Source organism: Pseudomonas sp. CFBP 8770 (assembly GCF_014841705.1).
Taxonomy (GTDB): Bacteria; Pseudomonadota; Gammaproteobacteria; order Pseudomonadales; family Pseudomonadaceae; genus Aquipseudomonas.
Genome location: NZ_JACYUL010000003.1, coordinates 43811 through 59140 on the forward strand (window position 1 = coordinate 43811; position 15330 = coordinate 59140).

The 15330-nt window shown below is 60.4% G+C and carries 14 protein-coding genes; 10 read left to right on the plus strand and 4 right to left on the minus strand.

Annotated elements, in window-relative coordinates; all coding sequences use genetic code 11:
• The first annotated feature begins 280 nt into the window (after positions 1 to 280).
• Positions 281 to 1723, plus strand: a complete 1443-nt coding sequence (gene gabD, locus IFT98_RS07470) for an NADP-dependent succinate-semialdehyde dehydrogenase (RefSeq protein ID WP_122795954.1) — start codon at positions 281 to 283, stop codon at positions 1721 to 1723.
• A 124-nt stretch (positions 1724 to 1847) separates the two neighbouring features.
• The gene (gabT, locus tag IFT98_RS07475) at positions 1848 to 3128 is read left to right on the plus strand and encodes a 4-aminobutyrate--2-oxoglutarate transaminase (protein WP_122714248.1); all 1281 of its coding nucleotides are present in this window, start codon (positions 1848 to 1850) and stop codon (positions 3126 to 3128) included.
• Positions 3129 to 3173: 45 nt separating this feature from the next.
• On the opposite strand, the gene IFT98_RS07480 is transcribed toward gabT, so the two are convergent.
• The gene (locus IFT98_RS07480) at positions 3174 to 3758 is read right to left on the minus strand and encodes a hypothetical protein (protein WP_192047925.1); all 585 of its coding nucleotides are present in this window, start codon (positions 3756 to 3758) and stop codon (positions 3174 to 3176) included.
• A 143-nt stretch (positions 3759 to 3901) separates the two neighbouring features.
• Here IFT98_RS07480 and IFT98_RS07485 point away from each other — a divergent pair, with 143 nt between their 5' ends.
• Entirely contained in the window at positions 3902 to 5119 is a 1218-nt protein-coding gene (locus IFT98_RS07485) for an HDOD domain-containing protein (RefSeq protein ID WP_192047926.1), read from the plus strand.
• Between the two features lie 78 nt (positions 5120 to 5197).
• On the opposite strand, the gene IFT98_RS07490 is transcribed toward IFT98_RS07485, so the two are convergent.
• From IFT98_RS07490 to desA, 3 genes are all read right to left on the minus strand, one after another.
• Positions 5198 to 5593 (minus strand): hypothetical protein, encoded by a 396-nt coding sequence (locus tag IFT98_RS07490; protein WP_192047927.1) that lies wholly within the window; start codon positions 5591 to 5593, stop codon positions 5198 to 5200.
• A 279-nt stretch (positions 5594 to 5872) separates the two neighbouring features.
• The gene (locus IFT98_RS07495) at positions 5873 to 6862 is read right to left on the minus strand and encodes a GGDEF domain-containing protein (RefSeq protein WP_240998864.1); all 990 of its coding nucleotides are present in this window, start codon (positions 6860 to 6862) and stop codon (positions 5873 to 5875) included.
• Positions 6863 to 7023: 161 nt separating this feature from the next.
• A complete protein-coding gene (gene desA, locus IFT98_RS07500; protein ID WP_122480636.1) occupies positions 7024 to 8208 on the minus strand; it encodes a delta-9 fatty acid desaturase DesA in 1185 nt (394 codons plus the stop codon).
• Between the two features lie 146 nt (positions 8209 to 8354).
• On the opposite strand from desA, the gene dibA reads away from it, so the two are divergent.
• The 7 genes from dibA to IFT98_RS07535 all read left to right on the plus strand — a co-directional run bounded on the left by dibA (position 8355) and on the right by IFT98_RS07535 (position 15312).
• Positions 8355 to 10220, plus strand: a complete 1866-nt coding sequence (gene dibA, locus IFT98_RS07505; protein ID WP_192047928.1) for a phosphodiesterase DibA — start codon at positions 8355 to 8357, stop codon at positions 10218 to 10220.
• Positions 10221 to 10337: 117 nt separating this feature from the next.
• Positions 10338 to 10520 (plus strand): sulfur starvation response protein OscA, encoded by a 183-nt coding sequence (gene oscA / locus IFT98_RS07510; protein WP_043191814.1) that lies wholly within the window; start codon positions 10338 to 10340, stop codon positions 10518 to 10520.
• A gap of 58 nt (positions 10521 to 10578) precedes the next feature.
• Positions 10579 to 11589, plus strand: coding sequence for a sulfate ABC transporter substrate-binding protein (locus IFT98_RS07515; RefSeq protein ID WP_192047929.1), 1011 nt, complete (start codon positions 10579 to 10581; stop codon positions 11587 to 11589).
• Between the two features lie 129 nt (positions 11590 to 11718).
• Positions 11719 to 12537 carry a sulfate ABC transporter permease subunit CysT gene (gene cysT, locus IFT98_RS07520; protein WP_122714254.1) on the plus strand — a complete coding sequence of 273 codons (819 nt, stop codon included), beginning with the start codon at positions 11719 to 11721 and terminating at the stop codon, positions 12535 to 12537.
• Positions 12538 to 12551: 14 nt separating this feature from the next.
• Positions 12552 to 13418: a sulfate ABC transporter permease subunit CysW gene (gene cysW / locus IFT98_RS07525; protein WP_122480633.1), complete on the plus strand. Its 867-nt coding sequence runs from the start codon at positions 12552 to 12554 to the stop codon at positions 13416 to 13418.
• Positions 13419 to 13421: 3 nt separating this feature from the next.
• Positions 13422 to 14411, plus strand: a complete 990-nt coding sequence (locus IFT98_RS07530; protein WP_122480632.1) for a sulfate/molybdate ABC transporter ATP-binding protein — start codon at positions 13422 to 13424, stop codon at positions 14409 to 14411.
• 319 nt (positions 14412 to 14730) lie between these two features.
• Positions 14731 to 15312 (plus strand): alpha/beta hydrolase, encoded by a 582-nt coding sequence (locus IFT98_RS07535; RefSeq protein WP_192047930.1) that lies wholly within the window; start codon positions 14731 to 14733, stop codon positions 15310 to 15312.
• The last annotated feature ends 18 nt before the right edge of the window (positions 15313 to 15330 follow it).

Below are 15330 nucleotides of genomic sequence, written 5' to 3' on the forward strand. Positions count from 1 at the left end.
GGGTGGTCGTCCATTGCGATAACCTGCACATCGTTTGTAATCTGCTACGGTAACACTCGCGCAAGCCGACCATACCCAGGCTTGCAAGACGTGTCGTTCTTTTTTTCGAACGGCTATTGTCCTTTGGTGCCATAGATCCTAGGATTCGTTTGAGATTTCAAACGCTCTTGTCTGGTTGCCGATGCGCATGCGTTCATCCATGCGGTATTTCACCTCAGCCCGGGCGCCTTTTCATCCCTCCATTCGTGCCGTCACGTACGGCGCCATCAAGGAAGCCGACATGCAGCTCAAAGACACCTCGTTGTTCCGCCAGCAAGCCTATATAGATGGTGCGTGGCTGGGCGCCGACAGTGGGCAGGCCATCAAGGTCAGCAACCCTGCTACCAACGAAATTCTCGGCACCGTGCCGAAAATGGGCGCCGCGGAAACCCGCCGCGCCATCGAGGCTGCCGACAAGGCACTGCCGGCATGGCGTGCGCTGACCGCCAAGGAGCGGTCGAACAAGCTGCGCCGCTGGTTCGAACTGATGATCGAAAACCAGGATGACCTCGCCCGGCTGATGACCCTGGAGCAGGGCAAGCCATTGGCCGAAGCCAAGGGCGAGATCGTCTACGCCGCTTCGTTCATCGAGTGGTTTGCCGAAGAAGCCAAGCGCGTCTACGGCGACACCATTCCCGGCCACCAGCCGGACAAGCGTCTGATCGTGATCAAGCAGCCAATCGGCGTGACCGCCGCCATCACTCCGTGGAACTTCCCGGCCGCGATGATCACCCGCAAAGCGGGCCCGGCGCTGGCCGCAGGCTGCACCATGGTGCTCAAGCCTGCCTCGCAGACGCCGTTCTCGGCACTGGCGCTGGCTGAGCTGGCCGAACGCGCAGGCATTCCCAAAGGTGTGTTCAGCGTCGTGACCGGCAGCGCCGGCGACATCGGCAGTGAGCTGACCAGCAATCCGATCGTGCGCAAGCTGAGCTTCACTGGCTCGACCGAGATCGGTCGCCAGTTGATGGCCGAATGCGCCAAGGACATCAAGAAAGTGTCCCTGGAATTGGGCGGCAACGCGCCTTTCATCGTGTTCGACGACGCTGATCTGGACAAGGCGGTCGAGGGCGCGATCATTTCCAAATACCGCAACAATGGCCAGACCTGCGTCTGCGCCAACCGCATCTATGTGCAGGACGGCGTTTACGACGCGTTCGCCGAGAAGCTGAAGGTTGCGGTGAGCAAGCTCAAGATCGGCAACGGTCTGGAAGAAGGCACCACTACCGGGCCACTGATCGATGACAAGGCCGTGGCCAAGGTCAAGGAACACATCGCCGACGCGGTCAGCAAGGGCGCAACCGTACTCACCGGTGGCAACGCGCTGCAGGGCAACTTCTTCGAGCCGACCGTGCTGGTCAACGTCTCCAAGGATGCCGCCGTGGCCAAGGAAGAAACCTTTGGCCCACTGGCGCCGCTGTTCCGCTTCCAGGACGAGGCCGAAGTGATTGCCATGTCCAACGACACCGAGTTCGGCCTGGCTTCGTACTTCTATGCCCGCGACATGAGCCGTGTGTTCCGTGTTGCCGAGGCGCTGGAATACGGCATGGTCGGTATCAACACCGGCCTGATCAGCAACGAAGTGGCGCCGTTCGGCGGCATCAAGGCCTCGGGCCTGGGCCGCGAAGGCTCCAAGTACGGCATCGAAGATTACCTGGAAATAAAATACCTCTGCATTTCGGTGTAACCCACCGCGCAGAACCCTTGGCGGCCGGCGGCCGCAGCAGTCGATCATCGTATGCTGCTGCGGTACTTACCGGCCGCTTTATCCTTGAATCACGCCGACCGATGAGCGGCGAATGAGGAATGTCATGAGCAAGACCAACGAATCCCTGATGCAACGCCGCCAGGCTGCCGTGCCACGCGGTGTGGGCCAGATTCATCCGATCTTTGCCGAGTCGGCGCAGAACGCCACGGTTACCGACGTCGAAGGTCGCGAATTCATCGACTTTGCCGGCGGCATCGCGGTGCTCAACACCGGTCACGTTCATCCGAAGGTGATCGCTGCTGTGCAAGCGCAATTGCACAAGCTGACCCACACCTGCTTCCAGGTGCTGGCTTACGAGCCCTACGTTGAAGTCTGCGAGAAGATCAACGCCAAGGTACCCGGCGATTTCGACAAGAAGACCTTGCTGGTCACCACTGGCTCCGAAGCGGTCGAAAACGCCATCAAGATCGCCCGCGCTGCCACTGGCCGTGCCGGGGTGATCGCCTTCACCGGCGCCTACCACGGCCGTACCATGATGACACTGGGCCTGACCGGCAAGGTCGTGCCGTACTCGGCTGGCATGGGCCTGATGCCCGGCGGTGTGTTCCGCGCGCTGTACCCTTGCGAACTGCACGGCGTCAGCGTCGACGATTCGATCGCCAGCATCGAGCGCATCTTCAAGAACGACGCTGAACCGCGTGACATCGCAGCGATCATTCTCGAGCCGGTGCAGGGTGAGGGCGGTTTCTATGTCGCGCCGAAAGCCTTCATGCAGCGTCTGCGCGCCCTGTGCGACCAGCACGGCATCCTGCTGATCGCCGATGAAGTGCAGACCGGCGCAGGCCGTACCGGTACGTTCTTCGCCATGGAGCAGATGGGTGTTGCGCCCGACCTGACCACCTTCGCCAAGTCCATCGCTGGCGGTTTCCCTCTGGCCGGCGTGTGCGGCAAAGCCGAGTACATGGATGCCATCGCTCCAGGTGGCCTGGGCGGCACCTACGCGGGCAGCCCGATCGCCTGCGCGGCGGCACTGGCCGTGATGGAAGTGTTCGAGGAAGAGAACCTGCTCGATCGCAGCAAGGCAGTCGGCGAGCACTTGGTGGCGGGCCTGCGCGCCATCCAGGCCAAGTACCCGGTGATCGGTGATGTGCGCGCACTGGGCGCGATGATTGCCATCGAGCTGTTCGAAGGCGGCGACACCCACAAGCCGAATGCCGCAGCAGTGGCCCAGGTCGTAGCCAAGGCGCGCGACAAGGGTTTGATTCTGCTGTCGTGCGGTACTTACGGAAATGTCCTGCGCATCCTGGTTCCACTGACGGCGCCTGACGAGCTGTTGGACCAAGGGTTGGCCATCATCGAAGAGTGCTTCGCTGAGCTGGCGTGAGTGATGTGAATGTTTGTAGGAAAAACCCGCTTCGGCGGGTTTTTTTTATGGGGTGGTTTTAGTTTGGTTGCTTATGCAGTGTTCGAGTATGGCGCGAGCTATCCAATCGGGGTTGTTTTCGAAATAAGGCAATACCGTCAGATCTCCTATTATTTGATCGATGCACACTCCACCATTTTCTTTGGTATTGTCAGCACCGCATACACCGCCCCAGCGTTCTTTGTACTTAGATAGTTTATTTGACGGCAAGGCCAGGCTTTCACATGTGTGTATCTGGATGGCGTTTTCTTCATTGGCTTCGACAGCCAACGATATTAACATGGTAAGAGCAAAGCACTTTTTCACACCATCCTTGGTAACAGAAAGCAGGGAACGTAAAGATTCGAACTGCGGAGTACAGTTCCGCTGCTTGAAGCTGTAATGAACAACCACGCAGGCGTTTGCGAATGCAGCACGAAGTAAATCATGATCACTTAGGTGTCTCAACGACCCTGATGTATCCGCTGGTAAGCAACGGTTACTGAGTTTTTCCGAGGCGTGCAGTCCTTTGACCGTCACATTATGAAGCGAGCAAACGGAACACGTGATATGCCTGCCCATGGCGTCCTGGGCAGCCGTTACCAAACGCATGACAAGCGACCCGCGGCAAACGCAACCCGTTTGCAGCCAGGCGCGTCATGCGCTAAAACCCTCTGCTGAATCCGTTTTTTGCAGTACCGTTCAGACTCACTATCGAGAGTCATGCTGTCACCCTTGGCCCATGGAGTGCGCCTATGAATACCGCTACCAGCATGCCCCCTCGTGTGTTGATCGCCGAATCCGACCCTTGGATGCGTGATCTGTTGTCGCAGATGCTGCTCTGTGTACGTTGCGATGCGCGCCTGCAGGCGTGCGCCACGGGACCTGAGGCGTTGGAGCATCTGCGTGAGCCGCCGGACTTGGTGATTGTAGCGCGCGAGTTGCTGGGCATCAGCGGTCTGGACCTACTGCGCGGAGTGCGCAAGAGCCCTCGTCTGTCGGCTTTACCGTTCATCTTGTTGAGCGAGCGCAGCGACAGCGCGAGCGTGCGCGAAGTACTTCCCCTGGCACCGACGGCCTATCTGACCAAACCCTTGAATATGACCAGTTTGAAGGCGCGCCTGCAGACGCTGTTGTCTGGCTCCGCTGAGGCGGTCGTCTGCCGAATTCCGCAGATCGCTGCCGGTACCACTTTGGAACAGTATCTGACGCGCCGCCGCCTGGACTGCGACGGTGGGCCGCTGCTGTGTGACGTGCAGGCGGCGGTACAGCGGGCGCTGGGGCCAGAGGGCCTGAACCTGAAGGTGCTGGAAGCCAATGTTCGCAGCGACCCGCAAGTCACCGGGGTGCTGGTCAGCGCCGCCAACAGTGCGGCGAAACAGGGCGCGGCGCCGGTGTTGACGCTGATGCAGGCCTTGCAAGCGCTGGGTCCTACGCAGAGCATGAATCTGCTGCTGGGCATGACCACCCGGCCCAGTGCCTACCTGAGTGACCCGCTGCTGCTCGAACAAGCCGAAATCTGCTGGAACCGCTCGACCCACACGGCCGAATTCGCTCGCAACATTGCCCGCCAACAGAATGTGGACGAGTGGCGCTGCTATTGCGCAGGCGTGTTGCACTGCCTGGGCGATCTGGCGCTGCTGCGCGTTTTGCAGGAATGGCGTCTGGCAGGCGGTGAGCTTGACCAGACGACGCTGACTTACGCGCTACGAACGTTTGGTGCGCCTTATGGCTCGGAATTGCGCCGACGCTGGCGATTGCCGCTCGAGCTGCGCGAGATGATCGCTGCGGCCTACCAGTTGGGCGGCGGGGTGTACACAAGGGAAAAACTGATCGTGAATATTGCAGCGCAGATGGCATCGCTGGGCGCCGACGAAGACGTCACCCAGATAGCCCAAGGCAAACCAGCACGGTTGCTCAAGATAGGCGTGTCGCAGTTGAACTGGTGGCGGGGGGCACCAATGATTCGCTGACGTGCTGGGCTATGCCGAGACATGAATAAAGGCCTCTATCTGATCACTGGCCTTGGCGGTGATCGAGAGAGGTGGGGATCAACCACCCCAGCAATGGTCGAATATTGTCTGGGCGATCCAGGGCAGGTCACGCTGATATTCTGGAAATACCTCAAAGCGGCCGAGCATGCGGTCTACACATATGAACGCTTTTTGGCCAGACCCGGCAATGGTGCAGATACCGCCAAGGCTAACATTGCCTTCGCGCGACACTGATACAGGTAAAGTATAAAGGCTGTCACATGATTGTATTTTGGTAGTACTTTTGTTCCATAGCGCACTATCTCTGAATTCTTGCGTTACAGATTTCCAGTCTTCCGGATCTACTGTCCTCAAAACCGAGTTCGCTGGCGGAAATTCGAGCTCTGACTCACTGCCTCCAATAGCTGCAGTGGAAAGCAGTATGAGCTGGACAAGTATAAATAATTGTTTCATGTGCAACTCCTTGAGTGGTAATTCTCCGTAGCTCCATGGAAAAGTAAACCATGACCTAACGTATGGCTCAAGGAAACGAATATGTCTTTCTAATAGAGAATGATGAAGTTGGCTAGCATACCCTCAACCCAATGGGCTTTGATCTAGGTAGATAATTCTGCAAATTGATACAACATGGTTGAATTCCCTTATGGGCCAGACGCGATCAATCCAGCACGGTTGCATAAAATAGGTATGTCGCAATTAAACGAATGGCCGGGGCCACCAATGGTTCGCTGACTAGGCCGGTACGATCTGGTTCTTGCCCTGGCGCTTGGCCTGGTACATGGCGGCGTCGGAACGCGAGAAGAGGGAGTCGAGCATTTCGTCTTGCGGCTGAATACTGGTCAGGCCTTGGCTTACCGTAACGCCGTAGTTCTTGCCGTTGTGGTGGAAGCTCAGACGCTGGATTTCGCGCTGCAGGCGCTCGGCGATCTGCATGGCCATGTCCGGCGCGCAGCCCGGGAACACGGCGGCGAATTCTTCACCGCCAATGCGCCCGAACAAGTCGCCACGTCGCAGTACCGCGCGGCCGGTTTCGGCGATGCGTTGCAGCACGTGGTCACCTTCCTGGTGGCCATAGGTATCGTTGATCATCTTGAAATCATCGATGTCCAGCAGCAGGAAGGCCATGGGCGTGTCGTTGAGGCGGGACTGTTCGAACTCGCGGTGGGCGCATTCGAAGAAGTGTCGACGGTTGCTGCTCTGGGTCAGGACGTCGGTGGTGGCGAGGCGTTGGAGCTCGCCTTCAAGGTGCTTCTTTTCGGTAATGTCCTCGGCGATACCCACCACGATCACGCGTTGGCCAGCATCCACCTGATGGCTGACGAAGCATTTGTCGCTGAGCCAGCGGATCTGGCCGTCAGCGCTGATGATGCGGTATTCGCGGTCTTCGACGGCGCCTTTGTCGAGCACTTCGGCCAGGCTGCGATCGGCGTAGTCCAAGTCATCCGGGTAGATGCTGTCGCGCCATTCGTTGTAGTCGGCCAGCAGCAAACCCACCGAGCGGCCAAAAATCCGTTCGTAGGCGGGGCTGACGTAGATCATCTGCTGGGTTTCCCAATCGAACGCCCAGAGTACCGCGTTGACGCTGACCAACAGCGAGCTGAACAGCTGCTCGCGCTCCTTGAGCCGCGCGACCTCACCCTGGGCATGCATCAAGGCCAATAGGGTTTCAGCGGCTTCGGGTAGAGGTTTGACGGGTGTAGAAGGTAATTTTTTATTGACCATCATCACGGCATCTCAGAGGCGTTGGGATTACTGCGAACGGATGCGCGAAAAGGCGCGGCCAAGGCATGATCCCAGGCGGTAGCGCTATGAGTCTGAGAGCGGAAAATTGTAACGAAGTTCCGAACGGCGCGCCTTGGGGCCAAGGCGCACCGATAAACGGCTCAGGCTGCAGCAGGCCTCAGCGAGTACGTCTTGAGCTGGGTCGCGAAGTCGCGCAGCGAGTGAATGCCACTGGCTTCGGCCTCTTGGATCCAATCCTTGATGGCGGCGAGCATATCATGACCGTTGGAGCTGGTGCGCGCCCAGATCTGTTGCAGGGCCAGACGTTTCTCGTAGATGACGCGCAACGCGTGGCTGTGTTCGAGCATCGTCTGGATGTGCAGGTGATGCCCTTCGTCCAGCAGGCTGGTTTCACGCGACAGCAGGCGCTTGGCCCGGCGGAACTGGTGACGTACCGATTCGTCGACCCTGCTCAGCTCCTGTTGCACCAGCGGCGCGATCACCAGCTTGCGGTACTGCGCCATGATCTGGAAGCGGTTGTTGAGGATCGCCATGGCCGTGTCCATGTCGAGCTGGCCTTTGCCTTCCACACGGTGGGCAATCGGTGCCACGCGCTGGACCTTGGCCAGGCGCAGCCAGGTGAACAGCTTGATCCAGGCCCAACCCATGTCGAACTCCCATTTCTTGACCGACAGCTTGGCCGAATTGGGGTAGGTGTGATGGTTGTTGTGCAGTTCTTCGCCGCCGACGATGATGCCCCACGGCACCAGGTTGGTGGCCGCATCGCGGCATTCGAAGTTGCGGTAGCCCACGGCATGGCCGAGGCCATTGATGACACCGGCGGCCCAGAAGGGAATCCACATCATCTGCACGGCCCACACGGTCAGGCCGAGGGCGCCGAACAGCAGCAGGTCGATGACCAGCATCAGGACCACGCCAGTGTGGCGGAAGCGCGAGTACAGGTTGCGCTCGATCCAGTCTTCAGGGCAGTTCTTGCCATAGATGCGCAAGGTGTCGGGGTTTTCCGCCTCTTTGCGATAGAGCTCGGCGCCGGTACGCATCACGGTGCCCAGGCCCTTGATCACCGGGCTGTGCGGATCGTCGACGGTTTCGCATTTGGCGTGGTGCTTGCGGTGGATGGCGGTCCACTCGCGGGTGTTCTGGGCAGTGGTGAGCCAGAGCCAGAAACGGAAGAAGTGCTTGAGCCCGGCGTTGAGTTCCAGCGAGCGGTGGGCGGAATAGCGGTGCAGGTAGACAGTGACGCTGATGATGGTCACATGGGTCAGCAACAACGTGACTGCCACCACTTGCCAGGCGGACAGATCGAGAAAACCGTTGTACCACATAGGCGGGAAGGCCCTCGGTTGGGTGGGTAATGCGTGCAGCGCATTATCGACTAGCTATCAGATAAAGCCAGTCGCTCTTTTAGATAAGAGTCGCTGAATGTTTCTATTCTATAATTGGTACACATTTTGTGTGGCCGATTGACCCTATGTCTGTTTTATCTCGGGTTACAACGCGCGGCGTTGTGATTTACCTGATTGTCTGTGTGGTGTGGTTTCTGTTGTGCGGTCGTGTGGCAAGCGGCCTTTTCGACGCTTCGCCGACCGGATGGGGGTTTCACCTGGCCGGTTGCGGTGTGTGGCTGCTGGGCAGTGCGTTCGCCTTTGCCTGGCTGCGCGCGCGGCAGGCCAACCGCGAAAGCCGACGCTTGTCGGCAGCGGTTTTCGATTGCACCGCCGACGGCGTGCTGGTGACCGACACTGCAGGCCGTATCCTGCAGGTCAACCGGGCCTTCATGGCGATCACCGGGTATGCAGAGGACGAAGTGCTCGGGCAGAACCCGAATACCTTTAAATCCGGTCAGCATCCGCCGACCTTCTATCAACAGATGTTTCGCACGCTGGCCGAGCACGACCAGTGGAGCGGCGAGATCTGGAACCGGCGCAAGGGCGGCGACAGCTACCCGCAATGGCAGACCATCCGCGCGATCCGCGATGATCGGGGCAAGCTGAGCCACTATGTGGCGGTGTTCTCCGACATCAGCGCGATCAGGCATTCGCAGCGCGAGCTGGCCCATCTGGCACACCATGATCCGCTGACCGGGCTGCCCAATCGCCTGCTGTTCAGCCACCGCGCCGAGCACGCCTTGAACACGGCCAGGCTTGCCCAACGCTGCTGCGCGTTGCTGCTGATCGACCTCGACCACTTCCAGAACGTCAACGACAGCTTCGGGCATGGCGTGGGCGATCGGTTGCTGATGGCCGTGGTCGAGCGTCTGCAGTCCGGCTTGGGCGAGGAGGTGACCCTGGCTCGGCTGGGCGGCGACGAGTTTGCCGTGCTGATGGAAGGTGAGTTGCGCACAGGGCAGGCGACTGCGCTGGGGCAGGGGTTGCTCGAAGGCCTGCGCGCACCCTTCGCCATCGACGGGCACACCTTGTTCATCAGCGCCAGCATGGGCATCAGTCTGTTTCCCGACGACGCACAGGGCGCCGAGCAGCTGTTGCGCAACGCCGACTCGGCGCTGTTCCAGGCCAAGGCACGGGGCCGTTCGAGCTATGCCCTGTATACCGAAGAGTTGACCGCCCGCGCCCAGCAGCAGATCGAAGTGACCGCAGAACTGCGCCAGGCCCTGGCCGATGGCCAGCTGCGCGTGCACTACCAACCGGTGCATGCGCTGCGCGACAAGGCCCTGGTCGGGGTGGAGGCGCTGGTGCGCTGGCAACACCCGGAGCGCGGCCTGGTACCGCCGGGGCAGTTCATACCGATCGCCGAGCGCAGTGGCTTGATCGCCGAGATCGACACCTGGGTGCTGGCCACCGCGTGCCGACAGATGCGTCAGTGGCAGGTCGAGTGCAAGGCACTGGATTTCGTCGCAGTGAACATCTCCAGCCGTCTGTTCAGCCACCATGATCTCTACCGGCAGGTCGAGAGGGTTCTGGCCGAGACGGAACTGGCACCTGCGCATCTGGAACTGGAGGTGACCGAGAGTGCGGTGATGGATGACCCGGACCGCGCCCTCGAGCAATTGCATCACCTGCGCGATCTGGGTTTGCAACTGGCGATCGACGACTTCGGCACCGGTTATTCATCCCTGCTCAGGCTCAAGCGCCTGCCGGTCCACAAGCTCAAGATCGACCAGGGTTTCGTCGCCGGCCTGCCCGGCGACGAGGACGATGTGGCGATCACCACGGCGATCATCGCGCTGGCGCACAGCATGGGCATGCAGGTGCATGCCGAGGGCATCGAACAGGCGAATCAGGCGCAGTTCCTGCTGGAGCACGGTTGCGGACTGGGTCAGGGCTATTGGTTCGGCCGTCCGGTGGAAGCCGGTGCGCTGCAATGGCCGGTCCAATAAGGGCAGATAAAAACTTCTGGTTATATGAAAATTCTTAAACAGTATTTTTAAGAATAATAAGAGCCCTCTACTATCGCGCTCACGCCACCTTGGCACCCCTTACCCAGGAGCATGATCATGAGCGCATCGCTACGCAGCGTCGAAGGACAGGACGAAGCCACCATTCTGCGGGAAATTCAGAGTGCGCTGCGCGACCTGCGTTTCGGTGCGGTGGAGATCACCGTACACAACGCTCAAGTCGTGCAGATCGAACGCAAGGAAAAATTCCGTTTGCAGAACCCGGGCAACAAGCCCAGCTGAGTACGCGTCCTGCGTAGCAGCCATAAGAAAAATACCCGCCATTCCAGGAGCTTCGTCCATGTCTATCCGCCGTTATGCCTTGGCAGCCCTCGCCAGCGCCGTGTTTGCCGGCTCCGCCGTCGCCAAGGACTACGAGCTGCTCAACGTGTCCTACGATCCGACCCGCGAGCTGTACCAGGAATACAACGCCGAGTTCGTTAACTTCTGGAAAAAGGAACACGCGGGCGACACCGTGTCGATCAAGCAATCCCACGGTGGTTCGGGCAAACAGGGCCGCGCGGTGATCGACGGCCTGCCCGCCGATGTGGTGACCCTGGCGCTGGCCGGTGACATCGACGAGATCAGCCGCTTGGGCAAGTCCATCCCGGAGAACTGGCAGACCCGTCTGCCGGACGCCAGCACGCCCTACACCTCGACCATCGTGTTTCTGGTGCGCAAGGGCAACCCCAAGGGCATCAAGGACTGGGGCGACCTGATCAAGAATGATGTCTCGGTGATCACGCCGAATCCGAAGACCTCCGGCGGCGCCCGCTGGAATTTCCTGGCAGCCTGGGCCTACGGCCTGAAAGCCGGCGGTGGCGACGAAGGCAAAGCCAAAGAGTACGTACAGACGCTGTTCAAGCACGTGCCGATTCTGGACACCGGTGCCCGTGGCTCGACCATTACCTTCGTCAACAACGGGCAGGGCGATGTGTTGCTGGCCTGGGAAAACGAAGCGTTCCTGGCACTGAAGGAAGACGGAGGCGAGGACAAGTTCGATATCGTCGTGCCTTCGCTGTCGATCCTGGCCGAGCCGCCGGTGGCCGTGGTCGACAAGAACGTGAAGAAGAAGGGCAACGAGGCAATCGCCGAAGCCTACCTCAAACACCTGTACAGCCCGGCTGGCCAGGAAATCGCTGCGAAGAACTTCTATCGTCCGCGCGACAAGGACGTGGCAGCCAAGTATGCGAAGCAATTTCCAGCGCTGAATCTGGTTACTATCGACAAGGATTTCGGCGGGTGGAAAACCGCACAGCCCAAATTCTTCAACGATGGTGGGGTGTTCGACCAGATTTATCAGGCTCAATAAGATTCGTTGAGGCGACTGGCCTCTTCGCGGGCAGAGCCCCGCTCCCGCAGGTCACCGTAAAGCCTGTGGGAGCGGGGCTCTGCCCGCGAAGAGGCCCGATTGTGTAAACCGTATTCATCAAGGACCTCTATGTCGCGTCGTATCTCCCCCGTCATACCCGGCTTCGGGCTGACGCTGGGCTACACCGTCGTGTACCTCAGCCTGATCGTGCTGATTCCTCTGGCCGCCATGTTCGTGCATGCCGCGCAGCTGACCTGGGAACAGTTCTGGACCATCGTCACCGCACCCCGCGTACTGGCCGCGCTGAAACTCAGTTTCGGCACGGCGTTGTGTGCGGCGATCATCAACGGCGTGATCGGCACCCTGCTGGCCTGGGTGCTGGTGCGCTATACCTTTCCCGGACGCAAGATCATCGATGCGATGATCGACCTGCCGTTCGCCCTGCCCACGGCCGTGGCAGGCATCGCCCTGACGGCGCTGTATGCACCCAACGGCTTGGTTGGGCAGTTCGCCGCCGACCTGGGTTTCAAGATCGCCTACACCCCGTTGGGCATCACCCTGGCCCTGACCTTCGTCACCTTGCCGTTCGTGGTACGCACGGTGCAGCCGGTGCTCGCCGACATTCCGCGTGAAGTCGAGGAAGCCGCGGCCTGCCTGGGCGCCAGACCGCTGCAGGTGTTCCGCTTCATCCTGGCGCCGGCGCTGTTGCCTGCCTGGCTAACCGGTTTCGCCTTGGCGTTCGCCCGCGGCGTGGGTGAGTACGGATCGGTCATTTTCATCGCCGGCAACATGCCGATGAAGACCGAAATCCTGCCGCTGCTGATCATGGTCAAACTGGACCAATACGACTACACCGGCGCCACGGCCATCGGCGTGATGATGCTGGTGGTTTCCTTCATTCTGCTGCTGCTGATCAATCTGTTGCAGCGGCGCATCGAAACCCCTTGAAGGAGGCTCCGCACATGTCTGCATCTTCCATTGCTGCCTCCACCAATGCGGCCCGACGTGGCAGCGCAACCTCGCGGCGGGTGCTGATCGCGCTCGGCTGGCTGGTCTTCGCCGTGTTTCTGTTGCTGCCGTTGCTGATCGTCGTGTCCCAGGGCTTGAAGCAGGGCCTGGGGACCTTTTTCGCGGCGATCTTCGAGCCCGATGCGCTATCGGCGCTCAAGCTGACGGTGTTCGCCGTGCTCATTTCGGTGCCGCTGAACCTGGTGTTCGGCGTCAGCGCCGCCTGGTGCGTGAGCAAGTATTCGTTTCGCGGCAAGAGCATTCTGGTCACCCTGATCGACCTGCCGTTTTCGGTGTCGCCGGTCATTGCCGGTCTGGTCTATGTGCTGATGTTCGGCGCTCAGGGGCTGTTCGGCCCGTGGCTGCAGGATCACGACATCCAGATTGTGTTCGCCTTGCCGGGTATCGTGCTGGCCACCATCTTCGTCACCGTGCCGTTCGTGGCCCGCGAGCTGATCCCGCTGATGCAGGAACAAGGCACGCAGGAGGAGGAGGCGGCGCGTTTGCTGGGCGCGAACGGCTGGCAGATGTTCTGGTATGTCACCGTGCCGAACATCAAGTGGGGGCTGATCTACGGCGTGGTGCTGTGTACCGCGCGGGCCATGGGCGAGTTCGGTGCCGTGTCGGTCGTGTCCGGCCACATTCGCGGCGTGACCAACACCCTGCCGCTGCACGTGGAGATTCTCTACAACGAATACAACCATGTCGCTGCCTTTGCCGTTGCGAGCCTGTTGCTGATCCTGGCGCTCTTCATCCTGCTGCTCAAGCAGTGGAGCGAGTCCCGTATTGACCGCCTGCGCAACAGCGCCGCGGAGGAATGATTAATGTCGATCGAAGTTCGTAACGTCAGCAAGCGCTTCAATGCCTTCCAGGCCCTGGACTCCATCAATCTGGACATCCAGAGTGGCGAGCTGGTGGCTCTGCTGGGCCCTTCCGGCTGCGGCAAGACCACTTTGCTGCGCATCATTGCCGGCCTGGAAACCCCCGACCAGGGCAGCATCGTGTTCCACGGCGAGGACGTTTCCGGCCACGATGTACGGGATCGCAACGTCGGTTTCGTGTTCCAGCACTACGCGCTGTTCCGACACATGACGGTGTTCGACAACGTCGCGTTCGGCTTGCGCATGAAACCCAAGCGCGAGCGGCCCACCGAAACGGTGATTGCGCAGAAAGTGCATGAGCTGTTGAACATGGTGCAACTGGACTGGCTGCACGATCGCTACCCCGAGCAGTTGTCCGGTGGCCAGCGCCAGCGTATTGCCCTGGCCCGTGCCCTGGCGGTGGAGCCCAAGGTGCTGCTGCTCGACGAACCCTTCGGTGCCCTCGACGCCAAGGTGCGCAAGGAGCTGCGTCGCTGGCTGGCGCGCTTGCACGAGGACATCAACCTGACGTCGGTCTTCGTGACCCACGACCAGGAAGAAGCGATGGAAGTAGCGGATCGCATCGTGGTCATGAACAAGGGTGTCATCGAGCAGATCGGTTCGCCGGGCGAGGTGTACGAGAACCCGGCCAGCGACTTCGTCTATCACTTTCTGGGTGACTCCAACCGCTTGCAGCTGGGTGGCGAGGAGCATGTGCTGTTTCGTCCGCACGAAGTGTCGCTGTCGCGCCACGAGCTGGACGACCATCACGCCGCCGAGGTGCGTGACATTCGCCCGTTGGGCGCGACCACGCGGGTGACGCTCAAGGTCGAGGGGCAGAGCGAGCTGATCGAGGCCGAAGTGGTCAAGGACCATGACAGCCTGAGTGGCCTGGCGCGGGGCGAGACGTTGTTCTTCAAGCCCAAGGTCTGGCAGAAGGCGTCTGGGCTGTAGCGGCGGCGCGAGCCGCGTCCGGATTCAACGCGGAGCGTCAGAGACACCGCGTGCACCGCCGACGCGGCTCGCGGCGCTGCTACAGAAAATCACCCGCACCTTGTAGCAGCGTGGGAGCGGTCATCGGCCGCGAAAAGGACAGCGCGGACCGGCTGATGCCCTGCGGTGCTGATTCGCGGCCACGGACCGCTCCCACAGGAAATCCGGACGGCTTATTGCTCGATTTTTGGTTATTAATAAATAGCTTCTTATTCCTTAACGGATATAAATCCTTTCCCTATACTGGCCTCCAACGCAACGTTTGCAGGAGGCGCATCCCATGCGCAATGAGTCGATCCGCTATCTGATCGTGCCAGGCTGGCAGGGCTCGTCCGATGATCATTGGCAAAGCCATTGGCAACGAAACCTGCCCAACAGCGCGCGGGTCGAGCAGGATGACTGGCTCACGCCACGCCGTGAAGACTGGGTCGCGGCGCTGGACCGCGCGGTGAATGCCAGCGCCGATCCGGTGATTCTCATTGCTCACAGCCTGGGATGCGTGACCGTTGCCCACTGGTCGGCCCATGCCTCGCTGGTATCGTTGCGCAAGGTTCGCGGAGCCCTGCTGGTGGCGCCTGCAGATGTAGAGCGACCAGCCTGCTCGCCGGCCTTGCGCAACTTCGCGCCCATCCCCAAACACCTGCTGCCATTCCCCAGCCAAGTGGTGGGCTCGGACAACGACCCTGCAGCCAGCGCCCCGCGAGCCTTGCAACTGGCCCGCGACTGGGGCGCCGAAGCCGGCATTCTGGCCGGTGCCGGGCATATCAACGTCAAGTCCGGGCATCAACGCTGGGAACAGGGGTTTGCCTACCTCTATCGCCTGCAGAGTCGCATGGACCAGCACATCCAGCTGCGTGCCTGAATGCCCGACAACCGAGTA

Bases quoted from the DNA above. Each gene is read 5' to 3' on its own strand.
- cysT (WP_122714254.1), top strand. From the start codon at position 11,719: ATGTCGCGTCGTATCTCCCCCGTCATACCCGGCTTCGGGCTGACGCTG.
- dibA (WP_192047928.1), top strand. From the start codon at position 8,355: ATGTCTGTTTTATCTCGGGTTACAACGCGCGGCGTTGTGATTTACCTG.
- IFT98_RS07530 (WP_122480632.1), top strand. From the start codon at position 13,422: ATGTCGATCGAAGTTCGTAACGTCAGCAAGCGCTTCAATGCCTTCCAG.
- gabD (WP_122795954.1), top strand. From the start codon at position 281: ATGCAGCTCAAAGACACCTCGTTGTTCCGCCAGCAAGCCTATATAGAT.
- IFT98_RS07535 (WP_192047930.1), top strand. From the start codon at position 14,731: ATGCGCAATGAGTCGATCCGCTATCTGATCGTGCCAGGCTGGCAGGGC.
- oscA (WP_043191814.1), top strand. From the start codon at position 10,338: ATGAGCGCATCGCTACGCAGCGTCGAAGGACAGGACGAAGCCACCATT.
- gabT (WP_122714248.1), top strand. From the start codon at position 1,848: ATGAGCAAGACCAACGAATCCCTGATGCAACGCCGCCAGGCTGCCGTG.
- IFT98_RS07495 (WP_240998864.1), bottom strand. From the start codon at position 6,862: ATGGTCAATAAAAAATTACCTTCTACACCCGTCAAACCTCTACCCGAA.
- IFT98_RS07485 (WP_192047926.1), top strand. From the start codon at position 3,902: ATGAATACCGCTACCAGCATGCCCCCTCGTGTGTTGATCGCCGAATCC.
- IFT98_RS07480 (WP_192047925.1), bottom strand. From the start codon at position 3,758: ATGCGTTTGGTAACGGCTGCCCAGGACGCCATGGGCAGGCATATCACG.
- IFT98_RS07490 (WP_192047927.1), bottom strand. From the start codon at position 5,593: ATGAAACAATTATTTATACTTGTCCAGCTCATACTGCTTTCCACTGCA.
- cysW (WP_122480633.1), top strand. From the start codon at position 12,552: ATGTCTGCATCTTCCATTGCTGCCTCCACCAATGCGGCCCGACGTGGC.
- desA (WP_122480636.1), bottom strand. From the start codon at position 8,208: ATGTGGTACAACGGTTTTCTCGATCTGTCCGCCTGGCAAGTGGTGGCA.
- IFT98_RS07515 (WP_192047929.1), top strand. From the start codon at position 10,579: ATGTCTATCCGCCGTTATGCCTTGGCAGCCCTCGCCAGCGCCGTGTTT.